22 protein-coding genes are annotated in these 24,439 nt (G+C 70.9%); 11 read left to right on the forward strand and 11 right to left on the reverse strand.

The window, feature by feature from the left end; genetic code table 11:
* The first annotated feature begins 427 nt into the window (after nucleotides 1-427).
* Both OG841_RS16640 and OG841_RS16645 read left to right on the forward strand, forming a co-directional pair.
* Complete coding sequence (locus OG841_RS16640) at nucleotides 428-3,052, forward strand: DEAD/DEAH box helicase (RefSeq protein WP_328640772.1); 2,625 nt, start codon at nucleotides 428-430, stop codon at nucleotides 3,050-3,052.
* Nucleotides 3,053-3,280: 228 nt separating this feature from the next.
* Nucleotides 3,281-4,150: an alpha/beta fold hydrolase gene (locus tag OG841_RS16645; protein WP_328640771.1), complete on the forward strand. Its 870-nt coding sequence runs from the start codon at nucleotides 3,281-3,283 to the stop codon at nucleotides 4,148-4,150.
* A gap of 54 nt (nucleotides 4,151-4,204) precedes the next feature.
* On the opposite strand, the gene OG841_RS16650 is transcribed toward OG841_RS16645, so the two are convergent.
* Nucleotides 4,205-5,098, reverse strand: coding sequence for an NYN domain-containing protein (locus OG841_RS16650; RefSeq protein ID WP_328640770.1), 894 nt, complete (start codon nucleotides 5,096-5,098; stop codon nucleotides 4,205-4,207).
* Nucleotides 5,099-5,292: 194 nt separating this feature from the next.
* On the opposite strand from OG841_RS16650, the gene OG841_RS16655 reads away from it, so the two are divergent.
* Nucleotides 5,293-5,445 carry a hypothetical protein gene (locus OG841_RS16655; protein WP_007384531.1) on the forward strand — a complete coding sequence of 51 codons (153 nt, stop codon included), beginning with the start codon at nucleotides 5,293-5,295 and terminating at the stop codon, nucleotides 5,443-5,445.
* Between the two features lie 93 nt (nucleotides 5,446-5,538).
* Here OG841_RS16655 and OG841_RS16660 read toward each other — a convergent pair whose 3' ends face one another.
* The 3 genes from OG841_RS16660 to OG841_RS16670 all read right to left on the reverse strand — a co-directional run bounded on the left by OG841_RS16660 (nucleotide 5,539) and on the right by OG841_RS16670 (nucleotide 7,828).
* Nucleotides 5,539-6,144 carry a MarC family protein gene (locus tag OG841_RS16660; RefSeq protein WP_328640769.1) on the reverse strand — a complete coding sequence of 202 codons (606 nt, stop codon included), beginning with the start codon at nucleotides 6,142-6,144 and terminating at the stop codon, nucleotides 5,539-5,541.
* Nucleotides 6,145-6,226: 82 nt separating this feature from the next.
* On the reverse strand, nucleotides 6,227-7,084 hold the full coding sequence (locus tag OG841_RS16665) for a PHP domain-containing protein (protein ID WP_371565903.1): 858 nt from the start codon (nucleotides 7,082-7,084) through the stop codon (nucleotides 6,227-6,229).
* A 102-nt stretch (nucleotides 7,085-7,186) separates the two neighbouring features.
* The gene (locus OG841_RS16670; protein ID WP_328640767.1) at nucleotides 7,187-7,828 is read right to left on the reverse strand and encodes a DUF6758 family protein; all 642 of its coding nucleotides are present in this window, start codon (nucleotides 7,826-7,828) and stop codon (nucleotides 7,187-7,189) included.
* Nucleotides 7,829-7,987: 159 nt separating this feature from the next.
* Here OG841_RS16670 and OG841_RS16675 point away from each other — a divergent pair, with 159 nt between their 5' ends.
* A complete protein-coding gene (locus tag OG841_RS16675) occupies nucleotides 7,988-9,211 on the forward strand; it encodes an MFS transporter (RefSeq protein WP_371565906.1) in 1,224 nt (407 codons plus the stop codon).
* A gap of 41 nt (nucleotides 9,212-9,252) precedes the next feature.
* Here the strand turns inward: OG841_RS16675 and OG841_RS16680 are convergent, their stop codons facing one another.
* The gene (locus tag OG841_RS16680; protein ID WP_328640765.1) at nucleotides 9,253-9,837 is read right to left on the reverse strand and encodes a suppressor of fused domain protein; all 585 of its coding nucleotides are present in this window, start codon (nucleotides 9,835-9,837) and stop codon (nucleotides 9,253-9,255) included.
* 484 nt (nucleotides 9,838-10,321) lie between these two features.
* Between OG841_RS16680 and OG841_RS16685 the strand changes: the two genes are divergently transcribed.
* Nucleotides 10,322-11,440: a magnesium and cobalt transport protein CorA gene (locus OG841_RS16685; protein WP_328640764.1), complete on the forward strand. Its 1,119-nt coding sequence runs from the start codon at nucleotides 10,322-10,324 to the stop codon at nucleotides 11,438-11,440.
* Nucleotides 11,441-11,472: 32 nt separating this feature from the next.
* Nucleotides 11,473-11,982, forward strand: coding sequence for a hypothetical protein (locus tag OG841_RS16690; RefSeq protein ID WP_328640763.1), 510 nt, complete (start codon nucleotides 11,473-11,475; stop codon nucleotides 11,980-11,982).
* A gap of 15 nt (nucleotides 11,983-11,997) precedes the next feature.
* On the opposite strand, the gene OG841_RS16695 is transcribed toward OG841_RS16690, so the two are convergent.
* On the reverse strand, nucleotides 11,998-12,750 hold the full coding sequence (locus OG841_RS16695; protein WP_365118807.1) for a hypothetical protein: 753 nt from the start codon (nucleotides 12,748-12,750) through the stop codon (nucleotides 11,998-12,000).
* 214 nt (nucleotides 12,751-12,964) lie between these two features.
* Between OG841_RS16695 and OG841_RS16700 the strand changes: the two genes are divergently transcribed.
* Genes OG841_RS16700 through OG841_RS16715 form a run of 4 tightly spaced genes read left to right on the forward strand, consistent with a single transcriptional unit; the run spans nucleotide 12,965 to nucleotide 17,987 of the window.
* On the forward strand, nucleotides 12,965-14,242 hold the full coding sequence (locus OG841_RS16700; protein ID WP_328640761.1) for a magnesium transporter MgtE N-terminal domain-containing protein: 1,278 nt from the start codon (nucleotides 12,965-12,967) through the stop codon (nucleotides 14,240-14,242).
* The gene (locus OG841_RS16705) at nucleotides 14,232-14,831 is read left to right on the forward strand and encodes a DUF1003 domain-containing protein (RefSeq protein ID WP_328640760.1); all 600 of its coding nucleotides are present in this window, start codon (nucleotides 14,232-14,234) and stop codon (nucleotides 14,829-14,831) included. Before OG841_RS16700 ends, OG841_RS16705 begins: the two co-directional genes overlap by 11 nt.
* Before the next feature lie 43 nt (nucleotides 14,832-14,874).
* Nucleotides 14,875-16,008: an Mrp/NBP35 family ATP-binding protein gene (locus tag OG841_RS16710; RefSeq protein WP_266522038.1), complete on the forward strand. Its 1,134-nt coding sequence runs from the start codon at nucleotides 14,875-14,877 to the stop codon at nucleotides 16,006-16,008.
* 47 nt (nucleotides 16,009-16,055) lie between these two features.
* Nucleotides 16,056-17,987 (forward strand): glycosyltransferase family 2 protein, encoded by a 1,932-nt coding sequence (locus OG841_RS16715; RefSeq protein ID WP_328640759.1) that lies wholly within the window; start codon nucleotides 16,056-16,058, stop codon nucleotides 17,985-17,987.
* A 45-nt stretch (nucleotides 17,988-18,032) separates the two neighbouring features.
* On the opposite strand, the gene OG841_RS16720 is transcribed toward OG841_RS16715, so the two are convergent.
* The 5 genes from OG841_RS16720 to sigE form a co-directional block, all read right to left on the reverse strand.
* Nucleotides 18,033-18,698: a hypothetical protein gene (locus OG841_RS16720; protein WP_266559831.1), complete on the reverse strand. Its 666-nt coding sequence runs from the start codon at nucleotides 18,696-18,698 to the stop codon at nucleotides 18,033-18,035.
* A gap of 271 nt (nucleotides 18,699-18,969) precedes the next feature.
* Entirely contained in the window at nucleotides 18,970-19,413 is a 444-nt protein-coding gene (locus tag OG841_RS16725) for a sec-independent translocase (RefSeq protein WP_365118811.1), read from the reverse strand.
* Nucleotides 19,414-19,648: 235 nt separating this feature from the next.
* A complete protein-coding gene (locus tag OG841_RS16730; RefSeq protein WP_442759699.1) occupies nucleotides 19,649-21,379 on the reverse strand; it encodes a trypsin-like peptidase domain-containing protein in 1,731 nt (576 codons plus the stop codon).
* Between the two features lie 430 nt (nucleotides 21,380-21,809).
* Complete coding sequence (locus OG841_RS16735; RefSeq protein ID WP_328640756.1) at nucleotides 21,810-22,772, reverse strand: anti-sigma factor family protein; 963 nt, start codon at nucleotides 22,770-22,772, stop codon at nucleotides 21,810-21,812.
* Nucleotides 22,769-23,467: an RNA polymerase sigma factor SigE gene (sigE, locus tag OG841_RS16740; RefSeq protein WP_057610053.1), complete on the reverse strand. Its 699-nt coding sequence runs from the start codon at nucleotides 23,465-23,467 to the stop codon at nucleotides 22,769-22,771. The genes OG841_RS16735 and sigE overlap by 4 nt, the downstream gene beginning before the upstream one ends.
* 235 nt (nucleotides 23,468-23,702) lie before the next feature.
* On the opposite strand from sigE, the gene OG841_RS16745 reads away from it, so the two are divergent.
* Nucleotides 23,703-24,401 (forward strand): O-methyltransferase, encoded by a 699-nt coding sequence (locus OG841_RS16745; protein WP_079072143.1) that lies wholly within the window; start codon nucleotides 23,703-23,705, stop codon nucleotides 24,399-24,401.
* The last annotated feature ends 38 nt before the right edge of the window (nucleotides 24,402-24,439 follow it).

The following is a 24,439-nucleotide window of genomic DNA, read 5'->3' on the forward strand; positions in this document are numbered from 1 at the left end:
GACCAAATCGGCCATCGCATGTGCACGATTCCGGGGTATGGTGGTAATGCGCCTGCTGGTACGACGGCACTTCATGAGTGCACCGAACCTCGACAGGCCGCACGTATGAGGATGCCCGGTCGGTGGCCCGATCGGCTCCGACCCGACAGCCCTCCTCGCCCGTACGGCACAGTGCGTACGGAGTTCGGAGGGGGACCCTCAGCGGTACGAGCGCTAGAGCGTCGGCAGTGGTCCCGTGCCATTACGGCTTAGCCCGTAAGGCAGCCGACGTCCCCAGCACGGTAGACGACCCCCTGCGCTCGCCTCGCACCGCGCACACAGAAGAGGCAGCACCCTGACTACGACCTTCCGCGATCTCGGGATTCTCACCGAGACGGCCGAGGCCCTCGAGGCCGTCGGCATCATCAACCCGTTCCCCATCCAGCAGATGACGCTCCCGGTCGCCCTCTCCGGCTCCGACGTCATCGGCCAGGCCAAGACCGGCACCGGCAAGACGCTGGGCTTCGGCCTTCCGCTCCTCGAGCGCGTCACCGTCCCCGCCGACGTCGAAGCAGGCCGCGCCAAGCCCGAGGACCTCACCGACGCCCCGCAGGCGCTCGTCGTCGTCCCCACGCGCGAGCTGTGCACCCAGGTCACCAACGACCTGCTGACCGCGGGCAAGGTACGCAACGTCCGCGTCCTCGCCATCTACGGCGGCCGCGCCTACGAGCCCCAGGTCGAGGCCCTCAAGAAGGGCGTCGACGTCGTCGTCGGCACCCCGGGCCGACTGCTGGACCTCGCGGGCCAGAAGAAGCTCAACCTCGGCCACATCAAGGCGCTCGTCCTCGACGAGGCCGACGAGATGCTCGACCTCGGCTTCCTGCCCGACGTCGAGAAGATCATCAACATGCTGCCGGCCCGCCGCCAGACGATGCTGTTCTCGGCCACCATGCCGGGCGCGGTCATCGGTCTCGCGCGCCGCTACATGTCGCAGCCCACGCACATCAACGCCACCTCGCCCGACGACGCGGGCAGGACGGTCGCGAACACCAAGCAGCACGTGTACCGCGCGCACAACATGGACAAGCCCGAGATGGTCGCGCGCATACTGCAGGCCGACGGCCGGGGACTGGTCATGGTCTTCTGCCGCACCAAGCGCACCGCGGCCGACCTGGCCGACCAGCTGCAGCAGCGCGGCTTCGCCGCCGGCGCGGTCCACGGCGACCTGGGTCAGGGCGCCCGTGAGCAGGCGCTGCGCGCCTTCCGCAACGGCAAGGTGGACGTCCTGGTCTGCACCGACGTCGCCGCCCGCGGCATCGACGTCGAGGGCGTCACGCACGTCATCAACTACCAGTCTCCCGAAGAGGAGAAGACGTACCTGCACCGCATCGGCCGTACCGGCCGCGCGGGTGCCAAGGGCATCGCGATCACCCTCGTCGACTGGGACGACATCCCGCGCTGGCAGCTGATCAACAAGGCGCTCGAGCTCAACTTCAACGATCCGCCGGAGACGTACTCCACCTCCCCGCACTTCTACGAGGAGTTGAGCATCCCCGCGGGCACCAAGGGTGTCCTGCCGCGGGCCGAGCGCACGCGCGCCGGGCTCGGGGCGGAGGAGCTGGAGGACCTGGGCGAGACGGGTGGCCGTGGCGCACGCGGTCGCGGTGACCGGGACCGGGACCGGGGTCGCGGGCGTGGGGGCCGGGACGAGTCCCGCTCCGCCGACCGCGAGCGTGCGGAGCGTACGCCGCGCCGTCGCCGTCGTACCCGTGGTGGGACCTCGCCGGACGTGGCGGCCCCCGCCGAGGCGGTCACCCCGTCGGAGACCACCGCGGTCGAGGACGCCACCGCGACCCGCACCCCGCGCCGTCGTCGCCGCACCCGCGGCGGGGCGTCCGACTCGGCGCCGGCCACGGCAGTGGCGGCGGTCGAGCCGGCCGTGTCCGAGGCCGCGGAGTCCGCCGTCACGGCGGCGGAGGGCCCGTCCCTCGACACCGAGACCCCGGCCAAGCCGCGCCGCCGCCGGACCCGCAGGTCCGCGGAGACGCCGGCCGCCGTGGAGACGGTCGTCGAGACCACGCCGGTCACGGAGGCCGCTCCGGTCACCGAGGCCGCTCCGGAGGCTCCGGCCACGAAGCCGCGCCGTACGCGCAAGACGGCGGCTGCGGCTCCGGCCGCGGAAGCCGCCGTGGACACGGCCGAAGCCACCGAGGCCAAGCCGCGCCGCACCCGCAAGGCAGCCGCCGCTCCCGCCGCCGAGACGGCGGTGGACACCGCGGAAGGCACGGCCACCAAGCCGCGCCGCACCCGCAAGACCACGACCGCGACGCCGGAGGCCACCGCCGACACGGCGGAGACCGCGGAGGTCAAGCCGCGCCGCACCCGCAAGACCGTAGCCACGGCTACGACCGCGGCCGAGTCCGCGGTGGACACGGCCGAAGCCACCGAGGCCAAGCCGCGCCGCACCCGCAAGGCAGCAGCCGCCACCCCGGCCGCAGACGCCGCCCTGGACACGGCCGAAGCCACCGAGGCCAAGCCGCGCCGCACGCGCAAGACCACGGCTGCGGCTCCGGCCGCAGAAGCCGCCGTGGACACGGCGGAGGCGACGGAAGCCAAGCCGCGCCGGCGTACCCGCAAGGTCGCCGAGCCCGCTGTGACCGCCGACATCCCGGCCCAGGCGGTTCAGGAGCCGGAGGCGGTCGAGGTGGCCAACCCGCGGCGGACGCGAAAGACGGCGAGCTCGGCGAAGGCGGCCGAGACGGCAGTGGACACCGCGGAAGGCACGGCCACCAAGCCGCGCCGCACCCGCAAGACCGCGACCGCGACGCCGGAGGCCACCGCCGACACGGCGGAGACCGCGGAGGTCAAGCCGCGCCGCACCCGCAAGACCGCGGCCACCGCCGAGGTCGTCGCGGACTCGGCCGAGGCCAAGCCCCGTCGGCGTACCACCCGCAAGGCCGCCGAGCCTGCGGTGACCGCCGACATCCCGGCCCAGGCGGACCAGGAGCCGAAGGTTGCCGCACCGCGACGCCGGACCCGCAAGACGGCCGCCGCGGAGCCCGCGGACAGCTGAGCCCGCACCGACGGCCCGGCCCCTTCACCTGGGGCCGGGCCGTCGGCGTCCCCGCACCGCACCGGCCCGTGGCAGCCGGCGCCGACCACACCCGCGCCACCGCCGCGTGGACGCGACCCGTCACGACGAACCCGCAGCCGCCCGACGACGCCCCACGGCACCGACTGCGGCGCCCCACGGCACCCCGTACGGCGCCGGCCCGTCACCCCCGCCGGATACCCTCACCCCGTGAGCACCCGAGCCGTCTTCACCCCGCCCCCCGGCGCCCGTGCCTGCCCCCTGCGCACCGCTCGCGGTGAGTTCGCGGCCGTGGGCTCGGCCGTGGCCCCCGGGGTCGCCGAGAAGGGCACCGCGCTGTTGCTGCCCGGGTTCACGGGGAGCAAGGAGGACTTCACGCTGCTCCACGAGCCGCTCACGGCGCGCGGATACCGGGTCGTGGCCGTGGACGGGCGGGGACAGTTCGAGTCGGACGGGCCCGAGACCGACGAATCCGCTTACGCACGGGGTGAGTTGGCGCGGGACGTGCTCGCCCAGGCCGCCGCCCTCGACACACCCGTGCACCTGGTCGGGCATTCCCTGGGCGGTCAGATCGCGCGCGCTGCCGTACTGCTCGACCACTCTCCCTTCCTGTCGTTCACCCTCGTCTCCTCGGGCCCCGCTCAGATCTCCGACTCCCAGCAGCAGCGGGTGAAGCTGCTGCGGGACGCGCTCGGTGTGATGACGATGACCGAGGTGTGGGACGCGATCCTGGCCATGGGACCGCCCGAGGAGGTCGGCGGCCCCGCCAAGGGCATCGGGGACGTCGAACAGCTCCGTCGCCGCTGGCTGGGCAACAAGCCCGCCCAACTCCTCGCGACGGGACGCCAGTTGTGCACCGAGCCGGACCTGGTCGGCGAACTCGCCGCGGTCCCGCTGCCGTTCCACGTCCTGTCGGGATCGCAGGACGACACCTGGCCGGTGCCCCTCCTCGACGACATGGCCGTACGACTGGGTGCCCGCCGCACGGTGATCCCGGGAGCCGAACACTCCCCCAACACCGACCAGCCCCTCCCCACGGCCCACGCCCTGGCCGATTTCTGGGACGGCGTCGGCCGTTGAGCGGTCAGTACTGCCGATATGGGTCAGCTCCGCCGAAGCTCCGCCGACGAGCGATCAGTACTGCCCCTGCAAGTGCTCCCAGAACCCGTCCCGCAGTGCCCGACGCAGATCCGCCTGCCCCCGCAGTGAGTACTGGAGAAGCCCCTCCGCCTCCACCAGCAGGTCCTGGTCCACCGAGCCCGGCAGATACGGATGGCCGGGCAGCAGCTCCTGCAGCGCCGCCCTCCCCCGCTCCGCAAGCCACTTCGCGGCGATCTGCGCGCCCACGAAACGGACGTCGTCGCGGGCGGGCCGGGTGGTTGTCGCTTCGTAGGGCACGGCCGCCCGCCGGGAGACGTACGGCTTGAAGAAGTCGAGGTCGAGGGTGCGCTGGCTGTCGACCTCCCAGAGGAGCGGTTCCGCCTGGTTGCGGCCCTCCGGTGCCTCGATGCCCCACAGGTGCACGCGGGCACCGTAGCCCTGGGCCGCCTCGACCGCCGAGACCAGATCCTCGTCTCCGCCCAGCAGTGCCGCGTCGCTGATCGCGCGGTGCCGGGCCAGGGACTCCAGGTCGGAGCGGATCAGCGAGTCGACGCCCTTCTGCTGGTTGTTGGCATTGAGGTTGCCCAACCGGACCTTCACGTCCGGGAGTTCGGCGATGGACTGCTGTTCCGAGGTGTGGATACGGCGTCTCGCGCCGTCGTACCAGTAGACCCTCAGCAGCCTGCTGTCCGCGAAGATGGTGCGGGCCCGGTCGATGAGGGCCTCGATCAGGCCCTCGGCGTCGAGGTCGACGGCGCGACGGTCCTCGGTGCCGGCGACGAGTCGTCCCGCGGCCGCGTAGAGGTATCCCGCGTCGACGAAGATCGCATGCGTCGAGGGCGTCTTCGCGACCTCGGCGAGCATGCGCGTGAGCAGCTCGTTGGTGCGGTCGATGCGGGCGCTCAGGGGCGCCAGGTCGTCGTTCATCGCCACCATTGTCCCGGCGGTCACGCTGCGAACACAACTGGTCCCAAGGAGTCTCGGAAGACTCACTTACCGGTCAGTAGTTAGCCGTTCGAAAAATTTCTTTAGCGTAGGGAATGTTTGTAACACGCACCCCGTTGACTACAGAGGTACGCAGTAATTCTCCGCAGGAGGATGACCAGACGAAGGGAGAAGCCATGCGCTTCGAAATCATGCGACTCGACGACGTCGACGGCACGCCCGTGGACAGCACTGTCGTGGACGCCGCCTCCGTCAACCGGATCGTTCAGCAGGCCGCAGCCATAGGACAGCGACTCTGGATCCGTCCGGCCGACACCTCGGCCTCATAACCGGAACAGTACAGACGCGGATCACCGCTGAAGCTTCAGAGCCCCCGCCAGGCATCGACGCCGGGCGGGGGCTCTGCGCGTACGCATGACCGCTCAGCTGCCCCGGACCACCTGGGTGATCCCGTTGATGATCTGCTGGACGGCGATCGCGGAGAGCATCATGCCCGCGAGCCGGGTGACCAGCACGACCCCGCCGTCCTTGATGACCCGGATGATCAGCAGCGAGTACCGCATCACCAGCCACAGCACGACATGGATGGCGAGGATCGCCGTCCACACCGAGACCTGCGTGGCGACGCTGTGGGCCTTCTGCACGGCGAGGATGACGGAGACGATCGCACCCGGCCCCGCCAGCAGCGGCATGCCCAGGGGGACGAGCGCCACGTTCACGTCCTTGGTCTGCTTCGGCTCGTCGGTCTTGCCGGTGAGCAGGTCGAGCGCGATCAGCAGGAGCAGCAGCCCGCCCGCGATCATCAGCGCGGGCACGGAGACATGCAGGTAGTTCAGGATCTGGTGGCCCAGGAGCCCGAAGACGGCGATGACACCGCCCGCGACACAGACGGCCTGGAAGGCCATCCGCTTCTGCACCTTGCCGGGCCGGCCGGCGGTCAGCGCGAGGAAGATCGGGGTGATCCCGGGGGGATCCATGATGACGAACAGGGTGAGGAAGAGCGAGCCGAAGACGGCGACGTCGAACATGACGGAACTGGCCTTACAGAAGTGGGTGGAACACGGAGCCGGGCACGGCCCGGCGCCGGGTGACGGGGAGCGGGGGCGAGCCTCAGATTCCGCCAGCCCCCGGGACGGGGAACGCACCCGTCGCCCGCCGCGTGATCTCCCCGTACACCTCGGGGTCCGTCGTGTACTCGCCGAGGGCGACCGTCTTGCGGCTGCCGTGGTAGTCGCTGGAGCCGGTGGTCAGCAGCCCCAGGTCCTTGGCGAGCCCGCGCAGTCGTACGCGCGTGTCCTCGTCGTGGTCCATGTGGTCGACCTCGATGCCGTCGAGTCCGGCGGCGGCCATCTCGGCGATCGCGGACTCCGGGACGGTGTGACCGCGCTTGCTCGCGCCCGGGTGGGCGAGCACGGTGACCCCGCCGGCCCCCTTGACCAGCCGGATCGCCTCGAAGGGGTCGGTCTCGTGCTTCTCCACGTAGGCCCGCCCGCCGTCGGCCAGCCAGTCGTCGGTGAAGGCGTCGTCCACGCTCCGGACGACCCCGAGCTCGACGAGCGCGGTGGCGACATGCGGCCGCCCGACGGACCCGTCACCGGCGATCCGCGCCACCTGCTCCCAGGTGACCGGCACGCCCAGTTCCTGAAGCCTGGCCACCATCCCGCGCGCCCGGGGCACCCGGTCGTCCCGCACCAGCTCCCGCTCGGCGAGCAGCGCCGGCTCCTCGGGATCGAAGAGGTAGGCCAGCATGTGCATGGACACCCCGCCGATCCGGCAGGACAGCTCGGCCCCGGTGACGAGGGTCAGTCCCACGGGCAGCGCGGCAATGGCCGCGCCGTACCCACGGGTGGTGTCGTGATCGGTGAGGGCGACGACGTCCAGCCCCGCGGCGGCGGCATTCCGCACCAGCTCGGCGGGCGTGTCGGTCCCGTCGGAGGCCGTGGAGTGGCAGTGCAGATCGATGCGCACGACGCGGACTCCAGACGCTGACGGAACAGAAGAGGACGCTCAAGGATAACCAGATCATCGAGCTCCCCTGTCACACCCGCTACAGGGGTGCGACCCCTACAGTCAGGGTTTCAGCAGTCGGGGCGACAGCGCCCCGCAGGGCACGAGCTCCACTTCCGCCCCCGCGTCCCGCAGATCCGTGAGCACCAGCTCGTCGTACATCAGCAAACCGGACTGCTCGGGCCAGACGACCGCCCACAGCCACAGCCCCAGCGCCTCTCCCGCAAACACCGCCCGGTCGTCCGGCGCCCCGGCGACATGCCACAGCGGAGTCGGCCGACCGGCGGCGAGCACCTTGGCCTGCGCCGGCTTCTCCACGCTCATGTACGGCCCCGGATCCGGCCCGTCCATGCCCGCGTAGCGTGCCCCGAGCCCGACCCCGAGTTCCTCGGCCACGAGAATCAGCTCGCCGACACCCCCGAGCGGTCCGGGTCCCGTGCAGGCCACGGCCGTGGCGCGACCGCCGCTGCGGTCGTCACCGGCGCAGGCCACGCCGGTGAACAGCCAGCCGACCGGCAGCGGCCACGGCATCCACACCGGCACCTGCGTGCGATGCACCACGACATCGAGGGCCTCGACGCTGGGCGGGATCACGGGCTGCAGCGGATGCACGGTCCCGTGCACATCGCACTGCCAGGAATCGGCGAAGAGTCCGGGAGCCCTGACCCGGCCACCACACTTCGGGCAACTGGGTTCGCCCCTCATAGGGCCCCACGGTCCTACCCTCGCTCCCTCACGTCAAGGACGATCACCCGTCCGGACGGAAGCGGTTCACCAGGACAAGTAGATGTAGCTTGCATTAATTAGCTGCTCTAACTTACTATGTGCATATACCAACCATCTCCGAGGAGTGGAGGACCGACCATGGACCCCTTCGATGCGGGAGCCGGCGGCATCCTGCGCCAGCCGAAGGCCGTGTGGGCGACGGCGGGCGCCTCCGTCGTCGCCTTCATGGGCATCGGACTCGTGGACCCGATCCTGCCGTCGATCGCCCAGGGCCTGGACGCCACGGCGAGCCAGGTCTCTCTCCTGTTCACCTCGTACTTCCTGATCACCGCGATCGCGATGCTGGTCACCGGCTTCGTCTCCAGCCGCATCGGCGGCAAGAAGACCCTGCTGCTCGGCCTCGCCCTCGTCGTGGTCTTCGCGGGGCTCGCGGGCACCTCGGGCTCGGTCCAGGAACTGGTCGGCTTCCGGGCCGGCTGGGGCCTGGGCAACGCCCTGTTCGTCTCCACGGCGCTCGCGGTCATCGTCGGCGCGGCGGCGGGCGGCAGCGCGGCGGCGATCCTGCTGTACGAGTCCGCCCTCGGCCTCGGCATGGCCTGCGGCCCGCTCCTGGGCGCGCTGCTCGGTGACGCCAGCTGGCGCTACCCGTTCTTCGGTACGGCCTTCCTGATGGCGATCGGCTTCCTGTGCATCACGGTGTTCCTGAAGGAACAGCCCAAGCCGGCCCGGAAGACCTCCCTGCTCGACCCGATCAAGGCGCTCGGCCACGGCGGGCTCGCCTCGGCCGCGGTGTCGTCCTTCTTCTACAACTACACGTTCTTCACCGTGCTGGCCTTCACGCCCTTCGTGCTCGACATGACCCCGTACAAGTCGGGTGCCGTGTTCTTCGCCTGGGGTGTGCTGCTCGCCGTCTTCTCGGTGTTCGCCGCGCCGCGCCTCCAGGAGAGGTTCGGTTCGCTCAAGGTGCTCGGCGGCTCACTCGTCCTGCTCGCGGTCGACGTGCTCGTCCTCGGCTACGGCAACCACACGGCGGCCATCGTCTGCACGATCCTGTCCGGCGCCTTCATCGGCGTGAACAACACCGTCTACACGGAGCTGGCGCTCGGCGTGTCGGACGCCCCGAGGCCCGTGGCGAGCGCGGGCTACAACTTCGTGCGCTGGTTCGCGGCGGCCGCTGCGCCCTACTTCGCGCCGAAGATCGAGGAGTGGACCGACATCCACATCCCGTTCGTGGTGGCGGCGGTGACAGCGGTGCTGGGCGCGCTCGTGGTCGTCGTACGGCGCAACGCGCTCACGCACGAGGCCGAGGAGCTGGAGCCGAGGCACGCGACCGAGGACAGTGTCGCCGTCTTCGCCAACTGACGGCTTCCGGCCACCACTTGGTGACCTTGCTCACGCGAAGGTCACTCCAGCGGGACGGACGTGCGGGACGGATCCCTCAGGTCCGTCCCGTTCGTCAGCCAGCGCTCCTGCAGAGCCTGGGCGCCGTGGACGCGTTTCCAGGCGGCCTCGTTCGGCGTCATGGGGAGCAACGGCAGGAAGTGGACCGGGTCGAGGGGCTCGTCGAGTTCCAGGTCCTCGACCAGTCCGCCCGGCTCTGCGACCAGGACCGACGTGAACGGGGCGCCGGGCCACAGGGGTTCGCCCACGTCGAGTGAGGCGCCCGGAGCCACGACCACGCCCTCGACCTGCGGGGACGCGGCGAGCACGGCGAGCGGGCGGAGCACCTTGTCGGTGTCGGCGAGCCCCGACCGTACGGACATCAGCAGTTCGGCGCGCGGGCCCTTGACCGGGTCGGCGAGCATCGCGGTGGGGTCGCCCATCGGCTGGGCGGACATGCCGAGGGTGGCGTAGCGGACGATGTCCCCGTCGGTGAAGCGGAGCACCTCGATGCGGTCCGTGCCGAGGAAAGTGACCGCCGCGCGCGCGTCCGGCTCGCCCAGCACGCTGCGCAACCGGGCCTCGACCAGAGGAAGAACATCTGCCATGCGGCGAGCATAGAACTCGTCAGTACCGGGCAAAGCAGCGCCTTGACACTTCGGTCGGCTGATAGTCTTGCCCGGTCGCCGGGGCAGCACGCAGAAGCGTCGCGCATCGAGTCCCGACGCCAGTGAGACTCCCTTACGGGAATGGATCGTCCCTTACGAGGGACCGGCCGGAGGAGGTGGGGCTGTCATGGATCGAAGTCGACCTGGTAGTACCACTCGTTCTTCCGGCCGCTGATGCAGCTCTGTGACTTTCGGCAACCGCCGCCTCTCACGTTCGCGTCTTCGTGCGGAAGAGCACTTCGTTCGTTTTGCCTGATCTGTCTGATCACCAGCAGTAGCTGAATCAGTAGCGAAGTTCGCCACCGCGATGGTGCGGTGCTCCCCGCTTTGTGGACGTGCCAAACACCCACAGCAGGACGTCCCCATTCCGGGTAGTTCCATCCCTCGCCGGCGCCCTTTGTTGCCCGTCACGAAGGAGCCTGCCATGTCGATGATCCGTGACCTGCGTGCCGCCGTACGCCCGTCGCGTCCCTCGCTGCGCAAGGACACCGGTGCGTACGACGCGACGCGCGACCCCTCGACGCCCTCCGCCGTCGTCGACTGCGCCGTCTACCGCGACGGCCGGCGCGTGGAGACCGACCGCCAGCTCAGCCCGCACGAGGCGCTGCGCCAGGTGCGCCGCGACGGCGGGTTCGTCTGGATCGGTCTGCACGAGCCGAGCGAGGCCGAATTCTCCGGTATCGCCGGTGAGTTCGGACTGCACCCGCTCGCCGTCGAGGACGCCGTGCAGGCCCACCAGCGGCCCAAGCTGGAGCGCTACGACGACTCCCTGTTCACCGTCTTCAAGACCATCCACTACGTCGAGCACGACGAGCTCACCGCCAACAGCGAGATCGTCGAGACCGGCGAGGTCATGTGCTTCACCGGCCGGGATTTCTTCATCACCGTCCGGCACGGCGGCCAGGGCTCGCTCAGGGCGCTGCGCCACCGGCTCCAGGACGACCCCGAACTGCTCGCCAAGGGTCCCTCGGCGGTGCTGCACTCGATCGCCGACCATGTCGTCGACGGCTATGTCGCGGTCGCCGACGCGGTGCAGGACGACATCGACGAGGTGGAGACCGAGGTGTTCACCCCGGGGCGCGGCGGCAAGGTCTCGCGCGGTGTCGACTCGGCGCGGATCTACCAGCTCAAGCGTGAGGTGCTGGAGTTCAAGCGGGCCGTCGCCCCGCTGCTGCGGCCCATGCAGCTGCTCAGCGAGCGGCCGATGCGGCTCGTCGACCCCGACATCCAGAAGTACTTCCGGGACGTCGCCGACCACCTCGCCCGCGTCCAGGAGCAGGTCCTCGGCTTCGACGAACTCCTCAACTCGATCCTCCAGGCCAACCTCGCGCAGGCGTCCGTCGCCCAGAACGAGGACATGCGCAAGATCACGTCCTGGGCCGCGATCATCGCCGTACCGACGATGGTGTGCGGTGTCTACGGCATGAACTTCGACTACATGCCGGAGACCCACTGGAAGCTCGGCTATCCGGTGATCATGGCGATCACCGGTGTCATCTGCCTGGGCATCCACCGCACCCTCAAGCGCAACGGCTGGCTGTGATCGTGGGTGGCGTCGGTGGATACGCTGGGCCCATGACCAGCGAGCTGCTCGACCGCGCCCTTGTGGAAGAGGCCACCAAGAAGTCCGGACTCATCTGGGTCACGGGGTCCGAAGGCCCGGCGCGCGCCCTGTGGCACGTGTGGCACGAGGGTGCGGCATGCCTGGTCGGCGACGGCACCGGGGAGCAGCCGTTGCCCGGACTGACCGACGGCGGCCCGGCCGAGGTGACCGTCCGGAGCAAGGACAAGGGCGGTCGGCTGGTCTCCTGGGCGGCGAAGGTCGTGGAACTGGCGCCCGGATCCGAGGCATGGCAGGCGGCGGTCGCCGAACTCAAGGGGAAACGGCTGAACGCCCCCGACGGCGAGGCGATGACGGACCGTTGGTCCCGCGAGTGCCGGGTACTACGGCTCGAGCCGACGGGTGTCACGGGATCGCTCCCCGACGGCGACCTGGCCGAACCGCCGCTGCCGACACCGGCGACCACGCGTGAGCCGATCCCGGCGGGGCTTCCGCGGCTGCTGATGAAACGGCGCAAACGCTAGGACCCGGCAGTCGCGTCAGGACGTCGGCAGCTGCTTGCCGTAGTCCACCGTCTCGTCCTTGCCCGGTTCGGTCAGGGAGAAGTTCTTGCCCCAGGCCGAGAAGGTCAGCGTGCCCGCGCCGCCCGCCCGGGCCAGGCGCAGGGGGTACGGCGTGCCCTCCAGGGAGACGTCCAGCGTGCCGCCGTCGCCCTTGTCACCCGTGATGCGGATCGTGCGGGTACCCGCCTGCTCATGGTGGCCGTCGGTGTCCAGGCTGCCGTGCAGCGTCAGAAGTCCGTCGAGGAGAACGTCCTTGTCCGTGAAACCGCTGAACTTCTTGTACGCCGGGTCGCCCGACGGCACCTTCACATACTTGCCGTCGAGCTTGTCGGCGGCCGCGTCCGAGTCCGAACCGTCGCCCTTGCCGTCCTCCTGGGTCCAGAAGTCCGCGTCGGCCTTCAGGTACAGCGCCTCGCCGATCCGCAGCAGCTGGAAGGTGGTCCCCTGCGCGGTGACCGATCCGGAGCCGCCGTCGGAGTTCAGGCGCATGTCGAGCTTGTATGTACGCCCGTTGGTGAGCACGTTCCCCGACAGGCGCAGCGCGTCGGCGGACTCGGCGGCCGCCCGGGTCCTGGACTGGATCTGGCCGGCGGGCAGTTTGCCGACCCCGTTGGTGCCCTCGTCGGGATCCTCGCTGCATCCTGTCAGCCCCGTTCCCGTCACGACCAGGGCGCAGATCGCGCTCACCAGTACGGCCCTGCGGGCACGGCCCTGGGGAATCGCAGTCACAGGTGGGGCTGCCTTTCTGACGAGGGTCCTTCAGCGGCGTACGGCAGCGTACCGGGGCTCCGGGCCCCGGGCGGAGCCAGACCGTCCGGACCGCTCACCAGGGCGTATCCGATCGGTACGGGCTAGCCTTAAGCCCTCCCGAGCGGGCAATCCGGACAACGAACGACGAACACAACACCCCGTACGCAGCCTCGTATGCAAAGGAAGCACAGCCATGGCAGCGGGAGCCCCCCGGATCTTCGTCTCGCATCTCGCCGGCGTCGCCGTCTTCGATCCCAACGGCGACCAGGTGGGCCGCGTGCGCGATCTGGTCGTCGTGCTGCGCGTCGGGCGCAGGCCGCCCCGCGTGCTCGGGCTGGTCGTCGAACTCTCCACCCGCCGCCGCATCTTCCTGCCCATGACCCGGGTCACGAGCATCGAGTCCGGCCAGGTCATCACCACCGGCGTGCTCAACGTCCGGCGCTTCGAGCAACGGCCCACCGAGCGCCTGGTCTTCGGCGAACTCCTCGACCGGCGCGTCACGCTCGTGGAGACGAACGAACAGGTCACCGTCCTCGACGCGTCGGTGCACCACCTGCCGGCCCGCCGGGACTGGGAGATCGACCGGGTCTTCGTGCGCAAGGGCGGCAAGGGCGGGGCGTTCCGGCGCAAGGGCGAAGCGCTGACCGTCGAGTGGTCCGCGGTCACCGGCTTCACGCTGGAGGAGCACGGACAGGGCGCCGAGAGCCTCCTCGCCACCTTCGAGCAGCTGCGCGCGGCCGACCTCGCCAACGTCCTGCACCACCTCTCCCCCAAGCGGCGCGCCGAGGTGGCCGCGGCTCTCGACGACGACCGCCTGGCCGACGTACTGGAAGAGCTCCCCGAGGACGACCAGATCGAGATCCTCGGCAAGCTGAAGGAGGAGCGGGCCGCCGACGTCCTGGAGGCCATGGACCCCGACGACGCGGCCGACCTGCTCTCCGAGCTCCCCACGGAGGAGCAGGAGCGGCTGCTGAGCCTGATGCAGCCGGGGGACGCGGCCGACATGCGCCGCCTGATGGCGTACGAGGAGCACACGGCCGGCGGTCTGATGACGACGGAACCGATCGTCCTGCGGCCGGACGCGACCGTCGCCGACGCGCTCGCCCGCGTCCGCAACGCCGACCTGTCCCCGGCCCTGGCCGCCCAGGTCTACGTGTGCCGCGCGCCCGACGAGACGCCGACCGGCAAGTACCTCGGCACGGTCCACTTCCAGCGACTGCTGCGCGACCCGCCGTACACCCTCGTCAGCTCCATGGTCGACGACGACCTTCAGGCCCTCGATCCGGACGCGACCCTGCCGGTCGTCGCCGGGTTCTTCGCGACGTACGACATGGTCGCGGCGCCCGTGGTCGACGATTCGGGCTCGCTGCTCGGCGCGGTGACCGTGGACGACGTACTGGACCACATGCTGCCGGAGGACTGGCGGGAGACGGAGTTCGACTCCGAGGAGGAGACCCGTCATGACGCCTGAGCGCGAGACCTCGACCCGAGAGCGCGGCCCGGCCGGGGCCACGGCGGCCACCCGCCCCCGCACCCGGCTCGACCAGCCGCGGGCGCCGCGCCGCCGGCTGCTGCCCGAATGGGACCCGGAGGCGTTCGGGCGGCTGTCGGAGCGGATCGCGCGCTTCCTCGGCACCGGGCGGTTCATCGTCTGGATGACGGTCGTCATCATCGCGTGGGTGCTGTGGAACATCTTCGCGCCGGGCGATCTGCGCTTCGACAACTACCCGTTCATCTTCCTCACCCTCATGCTGTCCCTCCAGGCCTCCTACGCGGCCCCGCTGATCCTGCTCGCGCAGAACCGGCAGGACGACCGGGACCGGGTCAATCTCGAACAGGACCGCAAGCAGAACGAGCGGTCGATCGCGGACACCGAGTATCTGACCCGCGAGATCGCCGCGCTCAGGATCGGCCTCGGAGAGGTGGCGACCCGCGACTGGATCCGCTCGGAGCTCCAGGACCTGATGAAGGAGCTGGAGGCACGGCAGCACGACGGGCATGTCGTATTCCCGGCAGAACGGTCGGATCGGCCGTCGGGACGTGACGCACACGACCGTTGAGAGCCGTACAGGGGTTCCTGTACGGCGCCGTACCATCGTCTGTATGGCTAGCGAAGACGCGGTGCGCGAGGCACTGGCGACGGTGAACGACCCCGAGATCAACCGGCCCATCACCGAGCTCGGGATGGTGAAGTCGGTGGAGATCGGGGCCGACGGGGCGGTCGCGGTGACCGTGTACCTGACGGTCTCCGGCTGCCCGATGCGCGAGACGATCACGCAACGCGTCACCGACGCGGTCGCGGCCGTCGAGGGCGTCACCCGCGTCGACGTCACGCTCGACGTGATGAGCGACGAACAGCGCAAGGAGCTGGCGACCGCGCTGCGCGGCGGCCAGACCGAGCGCGAGGTCCCCTTCGCGAAACCGGGGTCTTTGACGCGCGTCTACGCGGTCGCCTCCGGCAAGGGCGGTGTCGGCAAGTCCTCGGTGACGGTGAACCTGGCGGCGGCGATGGCGGCCGACGGCCTCAAGGTGGGCGTGGTCGACGCCGACATCTACGGCCACTCGGTGCCGCGCATGCTGGGCGCCGACGGCCGCCCCACCCAGGTCGAGAACATGATCATGCCGCCGTCGGCGCACGGCGTGAAGGTCATCTCGATCGGCATGTTCACGCCGGGCAACGCGCCGGTGGTGTGGCGTGGGCCCATGCTCCACCGTGCCCTCCAGCAGTTCCTGGCGGACGTGTACTGGGGCGACCTGGACGTCCTGCTCCTGGACCTTCCCCCGGGCACGGGCGACATCGCGATCTCGGTGGCCCAGCTGGTCCCGAACGCGGAGATCCTGGTGGTGACGACCCCGCAGCAGGCCGCCGCCGAGGTCGCCGAGCGCGCGGGCTCCATCGCCGTCCAGACCCACCAGAAGATCGTCGGCGTGGTCGAGAACATGTCCGGCCTGCCGTGCCCGCACTGCGGCGAGATGGTGGACGTCTTCGGCACGGGTGGCGGTCAGACGGTGGCGGACGGCCTGACCCGCACGACAGGTGCGACGGTCCCGGTCCTCGGCTCCATCCCGATCGACGTCCGCCTCCGCGAGGGCGGCGACGAGGGCAAGCCGGTCGTCCTGACGGACCCGGACTCTCCGGCGGGGGCGGCTCTGCGGGGGATCGCGGGGAAGCTCGGGGGGCGGCAGCGGGGGCTTTCGGGGTTGTCGCTGGGGATCACGCCGAAGAACAAGTTCTGAGACACACGGGACAGGAGGCATTCCAGGGGCCCGGTAAGGTCCGTGGAATGCCGAGAGTCAAAGTCAGCGTCATCGTTCCCGTCTACAACACCGGGAAGTACGTCGACGAGTGCGCCCCGTCGCTGCTCGGGCAGAGCCTGCCCGCCGACGAGTACGAGGTCGTCTACGTCGACGACGGCTCGACGGACGACACGCTGGAGCGGCTGGAGAAGATCGCCGACGGGCACCCGAACGTCCAGGTGCACACCCGGCCGAACTCGGGCTGGCCGGGCGCTCCCCGCAACCTCGGCATGCGGCACGCCAAGGGCGAGTACATCCAGTTCGTCGACCACGACGACATGCTCGGGCCCGAGGCCCTGGAGCGGCTGTACGAGCACGCCAAGCGCAATGACGCCGACGTGGTCCTCGGGAAGATGTCCAGCACGATGGTGCGTCCCCGACGGCTGTTCCGGCACACGGTGGACACCTGCACCATCGAGAACGACGAGCTCATGCAGAGCATGTCGCCGCACAAGATGTTCCGGCGCGCCTTCATCGAGGAGCACGGTCTGCTCTTCCCCGAGGGGCCCTGGATCCTGGAGGACCTGGCCTTCGTCAGCGCCGCCTATCTGAAGGCCGAGCGGATCTCGGTCCTGGCCGACTACCCCTGCTACTACTGGATGAAGCGGGACGACGGCGGCAACAACACCCAGCACCGGTTCAACCCGCGCCACGGCTTCTGGTCCAACTGCCGCACCATCGTGCGTCGGATCAAGGACGGCACACCCCCGTCCGACGACGTCGACGCGCTGCAGAACCGCCTCCTGCACCGCCTCTACCACGTCGAGATCCTCTCCCGCACCCGCGAGCCCGAGATCCTCCGCGAGGAGCCGGCCGAGCAGCGGGAGCGCTTCGAGGCGGCCCGGAGGCTGGCGGCCGAGGAGTTCCCGGCAGCCGTACGAGAAGGCCTCCCCAGCGTGTCCCGCCTCCGCGCCGAGCTCCTCGAACGCGGGGACTTCGACGGCGCCGTGACGCTCGCCGAGCGCATCCGTGAGGTCAAGGCCCGCAGCACCGTCGGCGGGCTGCGGTGGGAGGGCGGCCGGCTGGTCGCCGACGTCACCCTTGACCTGCTGCGCGGGGACGGCGAGCCGCTGGTGCTGGTCGAGCGGGACGGGAAGTGGTGGCTCGACCCGGAGCTGCTCGCCGGGGTGCCGGGGACCGAGGACGGCTGGGAGGTCCGCGATCCGTTCCGGCTGGCGTACGCCGAACTGATCGTCAAGGACCGCGACCGCGAGGACTGGTGGTACCCCGAGGGCGACCTGGACGTGCGGCTCGAGCCCTTCGGCCAGGGGCGGTCGCGGCTCATCGCGTCCGGGCGGCTGCGGCTCGATCCGGAACGACTCGCGGGCGGGCGGCCGCTGGAGCGCGGGGTGCACGACGCGTGGGCGTACGTCCAGCTGCTGGGCGTCGACCGCATGGTCCGCCTGACCGGCGACGGCACCCCGGGTGCCCCGGCCGCGGGCCCGGCGCTGACCGGCGGGCGGCTCGCGCTGCCGTACTGGACGGGCAGCGGCCAGCTCGCCCTCGACGTGGACCAGCGCCAGCGAAGGCTCGGTTCCGACACGGCCGGTGCCGCCGCGGCCAACACCGCACGCGGCGAGCGGTCGCTCCCGCTGCCGTACCTGGCGGCGACCGCGGCCAGTGGCCCGGCTCGCCTCAAGGTCACCGTGTCCGCCCTGAGCGTGGACGCCGAGGTGATCGCCGGTGACGACGGGACGACGGCACGGCTCAGGCTCCCCGCTCGCCTCCGGCTCCCGGACGGACGCCACCCGGTCGCCCTCCCGAAGTCCGACGCCCCTGTCGCCTACGCCGTCGTCCGCGACGGCGCCCTGCTGCGGCTCGAGGGCCCGGCCCACGAGTCCGGTACCGGACGCCGGTTCCTCGACGCGGTCGCCGACCACCGCCAGGTCCGGCGGGTACGGCGACGACTGGGCCGATAGGACAGGTGTGGGGCACCGCACGGGCCTGCGGTGCCCCCATACGCGCTAGGCGTACGCCGAGATGTCCTTGATCATCGCGAACCCGAGCCCGTACGCGCTCATGCCTCTCCCGTACGCCCCCACGTGCACCCCCTCGCGCGTGGAGCCCGCGAGCACCCAGCCGAACTCCGACTCCCGGTAATGGAAGGGCGTGGGCACCCCGTCCACCGGCAGGGACAGCGTGGACCAGTCGGCTCCTTCGAGGTCGTCCGCCAGGACCCAGGCCGTCTCGGTCTGCTGGTCCAGCCAGTCGTCCCGCAGGGAGTGGTCCATCTGGCCGGGCCAGGTGAAGGACAGCAGCCCCACCCCGGCCAGCCAGGCGGCGGAGGAGACGGACGTGGCCTCCAGCAGCCCCGTGCCGTCCGCGCTCCTGCGGGAGGGGTTCGCGGCGACGGTCACGACCACCGCGAACTTCTCCTTCGGCTCCGCCGTGGAACCCGCCTCGTTCTTCACCGAGGGCTCGTCGCCGTGCCCGATCGACCCGTGCTCGACGGCCCCGTCGGCCGACGTGCCGACCTGCATCAGCCAGCGCGGTCCCGTGAAGGCCTCGTCGAGGCCGTACCAGGGGAAGGGCGCCTGAAGGTAGCCGTCGACCGTGCGCCGGGCGGAGGAAACCTGCTGGCCACCCTCCGCGGCCGGCGCCTGCGCGACCGCCCCACTCGTCGTCTCCATGTGCCGGACGCCTCCTACTAGCTCTCGTCGGACCGGACCGGCCCGCCCCCCTTCGGGCGGCGTCGCTGGTTCGCGTACGGCCCGCACAACAACTCGGCAGCATAGCCACACCGCTCCGAGCTGCCGGGAAACCGCCCGGCGCGCGGGGCGCACGGGGGGTGCGTTAAGGCCGTACGAGGTGAGAGCAGGGTATGAAACGCGTCACGTACGACGGGAAAAGGCGCCCGCGAGCCGAACTGCTCGACAGGCGCCTTCCGGTGGGGCGTACGGCTCAGGTGGCGTCCGCGTCGAAGGGCGGGCGGTTGTCCTCGCCGGGCTCCTCGGGCTTCTTGGTCATGTCGATCCGGCCACCGGAGGAAGAGGACCCGGAGGAGGACGAGGACGTCGCGGTGTCCGTGCTGTGCACCGCGTCGGTGACCTCGGCCATCTCCTTCTTCAGGTCGAAGCCGTTACGGATCTCCTTGAGCCCCAGCTCGTCGTTGTCGAGCTGCTTGCGGATGAACGTCTTGGGGTTGAGGTCCTCGAACTCGAAGTCCTTGAACTCCGGGCCGAGCTCCGAGCGGATGTCCTGCTTGGCGCTCTCCGAGAACTCGCGGATCTTGCGCACGGTCCGCATGACGTCCTGGATGACCTTCGGGAGCTTGTCCGGACCGAAGACGAGCACGGCGAGGACAACGAGCGTGATCAGCTCGAGCGGTCCTATGTCATTGAACACCTGAAGCTCCTTGCGATGTCCTCGGTCCTCGGCCCTCGGTGGTCTGTGCGGGTCTTCCGTGGTCCGGGCCGGGTCCACGGTACCTGCCGTTCCCGTACGACCGGTACTGTCCCGAGGGCTCCGAGTGCGGGCGGGTGGGCGGTTTTCCGGGTTGTTTGCCTTGTGGAGCGAGCTTTGGGGGCGTGTCCGTGAGGTTTACGTCGATCGGCCCTCTGCCGGTTCTCCATCGATTCTCTTAGGCGCCGTCCGAGGATCCGAGGACCAACGAGACGTTCTTTTCCCTGCCGTCGCGCTGCAGGGTGAGCTCCAGGCGGTCTCCGGGGCGGTGGGCGCGGGTCTTCACGATGAGTTCGTCGCCGGAGTGGATACGGCGGCCGTCCACCTCGGTGATGACATCGCCCGCTTCGAGCCCGGCCCTGTCGCCCGGGCCGCCCTCGGTCACGGCGGGTCCACCGTCACTGCTCTTCGTCCCGACGCGGGCGCCGTCGCCGGTGTAGTCCATGTCGAGGGTGACGCCGATGACGGGATGGGTCGCCCTGCCCGTGTTGATCAGTTCTTCGGCGACCCGCTTGGCCTGGTTGACGGGGATCGCGAAGCCGAGACCTATCGAGCCGGCCTGTCCGGTCCCGGAACCGGATCCGTCGTCGGCGGAGCGGATGGCGGAGTTGATGCCGACGACCCGGGCCCGGGAGTCGAGAAGCGGGCCACCGGAGTTGCCGGGGTTGATGGGGGCGTCGGTCTGCAAGGCGTCGACGTACGACACGTCGGTGCCGCCCCCGCTCTCGCCGCCGGCGGTGATGGGCCGTTCCTTCGCGCTGATGATGCCGGAGGTGACGGTGCCCTCCAGGTCGAAGGGGGCGCCGATGGCGACGACCGGGTCGCCGACCTGGACGTTGTCGGAGTTGCCGAGGGTCATGGGCTTCAGCCCTCTGACATCGCGCACCTCGACGACGGCGAGGTCGTACCCGCTGTCCCGTCCCACGACGGTGGCCTTGGCAGCGTCCCCGCTGTGAAAGGTCACCGATATCTCGCCGTCGGTCCCGGCCGGCTCCACGACGTGGTTGTTGGTCAGGATGTGCCCGCGATCGTCCAGCACGAAGCCGGTACCGGTACCGGACTCCTCGGCCCCGCTCACATGCAGGGTCACGACGCTGGGCAGGGCCCGGGCGGCGATCCCGGCGACACTGTCGGGAGCCCGCCCCCTGGGCTCCTCCGCGGCCTGCGGCAACTCCACGACGTCCCCTCCCCCACCATGGCGCTCGAGATACGCCCCTACGACCCCACCGACACCCCCTGCGACGAGCGCGAGCAGGAGAGCACCGGCGAGGAGCACTCGCCTGGTTCGGCGTCGCGGGGTGTCCACGGCGGCGCCGGTTTGCTGAAGGGGGGCGGCGACGGGGGCCCAGGGGTCGTAGTTCTGCCAGGGGGTGGAGGTGTGGGGGACGGAGGGTGGGAAGGGGCTCTCGGGGGCCGGGGCGGACGAGGGCACCGGCGGAGGTGTTTTCGGCGGTGCGGGCGTGGGTGATCCGTGCGACGCGGGCAGGTCCTGGTCCATTGGCGGCCCGGAGGCGACCGTGCCCCGGGTCACGGGCGTGGTGCCGTGGGCGGGTGGCGGAGGAGGTGCGGTCGTCGGGTGCTGGACCGGCGGGGCGGGGGCCCAGGGGCCCGGTACGCCGTACGGCGGGGTGCTGGTGGAGTCGGAGACGTGCGGGGGCTCGGGACGGTCCGTGACGGGCTCGCCAGGAGCCTGGCCGACGGCGTCGACCGGCTCGGTGGGGCGGTCGTCGACGGGAGCGTCTGTCGCAGGGGCCTCCGCCGGCAGGGCAGCCGTCGGCGCCGGCCGCGCCAGTGCGCAGTCACCCTGCGCGGCGGAGGCGTCCCGCGGGGCCGTGAGTTCGTAGTCGCCCTCCGAGTTCGCCCCACCGAGCGGAGCCCTCAACTCGAAGTCACCTTCGGTCCCCCGCACACCGGCCACCGCCCCTGCAGAAGCCCCCGGCTCAGAGACGCCCCCGACCGCCGACACGTCTGTCCCCGCACCGGAAACCCGATCCCCCGAAGCACCGGGCTCGGAGTCCCCCTCAACCCCCGGCACACCGGACCCCGCCCCGCCGGCCGCATCCCGCCGAGCCCCGAGCTCGAGGGCGCCGTCGCCCCCTTGCAGCCCCTCCTCCGGAGCCCTCAGTACGAAGTCGTCGTCGGATCCTGTCGTGGCAGGTGTCGGGATGTCGCCCTCACCCGGCCCGGAAACCCCCCGTGGCCTGGGTCGGCTCCACCATTTCGCCTTCGTGGGCTTCCCCTCGTCCATGCTCTCCCCACAGCTGACCGGCCGCGGTGCGCGGCACGTCGAACTACCTGTGGATTCAACCAGGTTCAGACGCCACGGAGCAGGGCGCCGGTCAGCGGGAGGTGCTGGGGGGCGTGGGCGCGGACATCGTGTGGGGGACGGGCGCGGCGGGGAGGCCGGAGGCGGAGACGTCCGGGGTCGCGGACCAGGACGTCAGCGTGAGCGGCGGGGTGGTACTGAGCGGACGTATGAGTGGGGACATGGCGGCGGCACCGGCGAGCACGGGCGCCGTGAGGGTGTGCAGGGCCGCCTCCTTGACCTGAGCGGGGACGCCCGGCAGCAGCGGCGCGGACGCCTCGGTCGGGGAGACCGGGGTGTCGCCGAGCATCCGCTGTCCCTCTTCCTGTGCGAGCAACGGACCGACGCCACGCCGCCGTTGGTTCTCCGGCACCGCCGCTCCCGTGCCCGGCGTGCGCGCCGGAGTCACATTGCTGCCGGCCCCGCGGGCGTCGGTGTCGCCCGGCGCCCCCGTGGTGAGGCCGCCCAGCGCGATGGCGGCCAGCGACACCGCCCCGGCGGCGACGAACGCGAACCTCATGCCGCGCGAGGCCGAACGCTCGGCCTCGTGACGGCTGACGTCATGGATGCGGAAGCCCTGGCCCGCGTTGGGCGGGAGCACCGCGGCGTGCGGGCGGGCGGGGACGTAGCCGAACGCGAAGCGCTCGCCACGTCTCACGCCGAAAGCCCCGGCGGCGCCGGGTCGTCCCGACGTTCCTCCGAGTCCTCCCCCGCCGAACGGCGAGCTGTCGCCGTCCTCCGGATCACCTCCCGGCAGTCCCTGGAGACGGGCCAGGAAGCTCTCCGAGGGCGGGGGCGGGGCGGCCTCCGCGAAGACGTTCTTCAGGCGGCGCTGGGCGTCCGCCTCCGCCTTGCACTTCGGACAGGTGGCGAGATGCGCGAGAACACGCTCCCGCGTGGCATGACCGAGCTCGCCGTCCACCAGAGCGGCGAGTCGGTCTCCCAGATGCTGTTCCGCGAGGCTCCCCTCGCCGGGTTTGGGCAGTGATCCACTCACGCGGACGCGCCCCCTCCCCCCAAGGCGGGGACCCTGGCCATGAAGGAGCGGCGCTCGGCGCGGGCCTCGGGCGAACGGTGCGCGAGGGCCTTGCGCAGCTGGGACCGGCCGCGGTGGATCCGTGAGCGGACGGTGCCGAGCTTGACGCCCAGGGTCGCGGCGATCTCCTCGTACGACAGTCCTTCGATGTCGCACAGGACGACCGCGGCGCGGAACTCCGGCGCGAGGGTGTCGAGGGCCTGCTGGACGTCCGCGTCGAAGTGGGCGTCGTTGAAGACCTGCTGGGGTGAGGGCTCGCGGCTGGGCAGTCGCTCGGCCGCGTCCTCGCCGAGGGCGTCGAAGCGGATGCGCTGCTTGCGGCGGACCATGTCCAGGAAGAGGTTGGTGGTGATGCGGTGCAGCCAGCCCTCGAAGGTGCCCGGTGTGTAGGTGGACAGCGAGCGGAAGACGCGGACGAAGACCTCCTGCGTGAGGTCCTCGGCGTCGTGCTGGTTGCCGGTGAGGCGGTACGCGAGGCGGTAGACGCGGCCGCTGTGCGTGCTGACGATCTCCTCCCAGGTGGGCGGAGTCCACGCCTGCCCGTCCGCGTCGGTGGCGAAGGTCGCGGTCTGGGCGTAGTCGCCGGCGTGGCTGTGGTCAGCAGTGTTGTTCACGGATTTCGGCCTGCCCGCCGATCCGAGGAAGCGCCGCAGCACTCCCCCACGATCTCCAGGCGCGGCCGCACCTCCCCTGTCGGCTCTGGTTGTCTCCAGTGGAGCCCCTACCATAGCCACCTCGCCCGTTAGCTCCGGATAAGCGGTTTTACGAGAATTTGATCTGGGCTGATACCACTCGGTCCCCTGCGTCAGCAGTTGCTCGAGGGCCTGCTCGTCATCGTGATCCAACTGTGTCCCCCCGGGTGCGTCTCCACCCCTCTAAACGCCCGGTCCCATCTGCGGGTTCCCGGCGGCAACGGATACAGTCACGCCCAGGCAACCACGGGGCAAGGAGAGGCTCATTACCGGCAACCGGCAGACGAGCTGGGCGTTCGCCGACGCCTATGTCGCCGAGGACGAAACCCTGCGCTGGGCCCGCGACCGGGCCCGTGACGCCGGGCTGCGCTCGGTGTCGCCCGGCACGGGCGCGGCGCTGCGGTTGCTGGCCGCCTCCGTGGACGCCAAGGCCGTCGCCGAGATCGGCACCGGCACCGGGGTCTCCGGCATCCATCTGCTGCACGGCATGCGCCCGGACGGGGTGCTGACCACCGTCGACCCCGAGCCGGAGCACCAGCAGTTCGCCCGCCAGGCCTTCCGCGCCTGTGGCTTCGCCAGCAACCGGGCCCGCTTCATCCCGGGCCGCGCGCTGGACGTCCTGCCCCGCCTCGCCGACGCCGGCTACGACCTCGTCTTCTGCGACGGCGACCGGCAGGAGGTCATGGACTACCTCGCTGAATCGTTGCGCCTGCTGCGTCCGGGGGGACTGGTCGTCTTCGAGGGCGTCTTCGCCAACGGCCGCACGATGGATTCGGGACCGCAGCCCACGGAGGTGCTGCGCCTCAGGGAGCTGCTGCGGGCCGTACGCGAGAGCCAGGACCTGATGCCGTCGCTGCTGCCGGTGGGGGACGGACTGCTCTGCGCGGTCAAGCGCTGAGCAGTTGAGGGCCGTACGGCCATTCGTGGAAAAGCCCG

The organism is Streptomyces canus (genome assembly GCF_041435015.1).
Taxonomy (GTDB): domain Bacteria; phylum Actinomycetota; class Actinomycetes; order Streptomycetales; family Streptomycetaceae; genus Streptomyces; species Streptomyces canus_G.

Excerpts from the sequence above, each read along its gene's own strand:
- OG841_RS16640 (WP_328640772.1), top strand. The coding sequence starts at position 428 with ATGACGCTCCCGGTCGCCCTCTCCGGCTCCGACGTCATCGGCCAGGCC.
- OG841_RS16650 (WP_328640770.1), bottom strand. The coding sequence starts at position 5,098 with ATGAACGACGACCTGGCGCCCCTGAGCGCCCGCATCGACCGCACCAAC.
- OG841_RS16655 (WP_007384531.1), top strand. The coding sequence starts at position 5,293 with ATGCGCTTCGAAATCATGCGACTCGACGACGTCGACGGCACGCCCGTG.
- OG841_RS16660 (WP_328640769.1), bottom strand. The coding sequence starts at position 6,144 with ATGTTCGACGTCGCCGTCTTCGGCTCGCTCTTCCTCACCCTGTTCGTC.
- OG841_RS16670 (WP_328640767.1), bottom strand. The coding sequence starts at position 7,828 with ATGAGGGGCGAACCCAGTTGCCCGAAGTGTGGTGGCCGGGTCAGGGCT.
- OG841_RS16675 (WP_371565906.1), top strand. The coding sequence starts at position 7,988 with ATGGACCCCTTCGATGCGGGAGCCGGCGGCATCCTGCGCCAGCCGAAG.
- OG841_RS16680 (WP_328640765.1), bottom strand. The coding sequence starts at position 9,837 with ATGGCAGATGTTCTTCCTCTGGTCGAGGCCCGGTTGCGCAGCGTGCTG.
- OG841_RS16685 (WP_328640764.1), top strand. The coding sequence starts at position 10,322 with ATGTCGATGATCCGTGACCTGCGTGCCGCCGTACGCCCGTCGCGTCCC.
- OG841_RS16690 (WP_328640763.1), top strand. The coding sequence starts at position 11,473 with ATGACCAGCGAGCTGCTCGACCGCGCCCTTGTGGAAGAGGCCACCAAG.
- OG841_RS16700 (WP_328640761.1), top strand. The coding sequence starts at position 12,965 with ATGGCAGCGGGAGCCCCCCGGATCTTCGTCTCGCATCTCGCCGGCGTC.
- OG841_RS16705 (WP_328640760.1), top strand. The coding sequence starts at position 14,232 with ATGACGCCTGAGCGCGAGACCTCGACCCGAGAGCGCGGCCCGGCCGGG.
- OG841_RS16710 (WP_266522038.1), top strand. The coding sequence starts at position 14,875 with ATGGCTAGCGAAGACGCGGTGCGCGAGGCACTGGCGACGGTGAACGAC.
- OG841_RS16715 (WP_328640759.1), top strand. The coding sequence starts at position 16,056 with ATGCCGAGAGTCAAAGTCAGCGTCATCGTTCCCGTCTACAACACCGGG.
- OG841_RS16720 (WP_266559831.1), bottom strand. The coding sequence starts at position 18,698 with ATGGAGACGACGAGTGGGGCGGTCGCGCAGGCGCCGGCCGCGGAGGGT.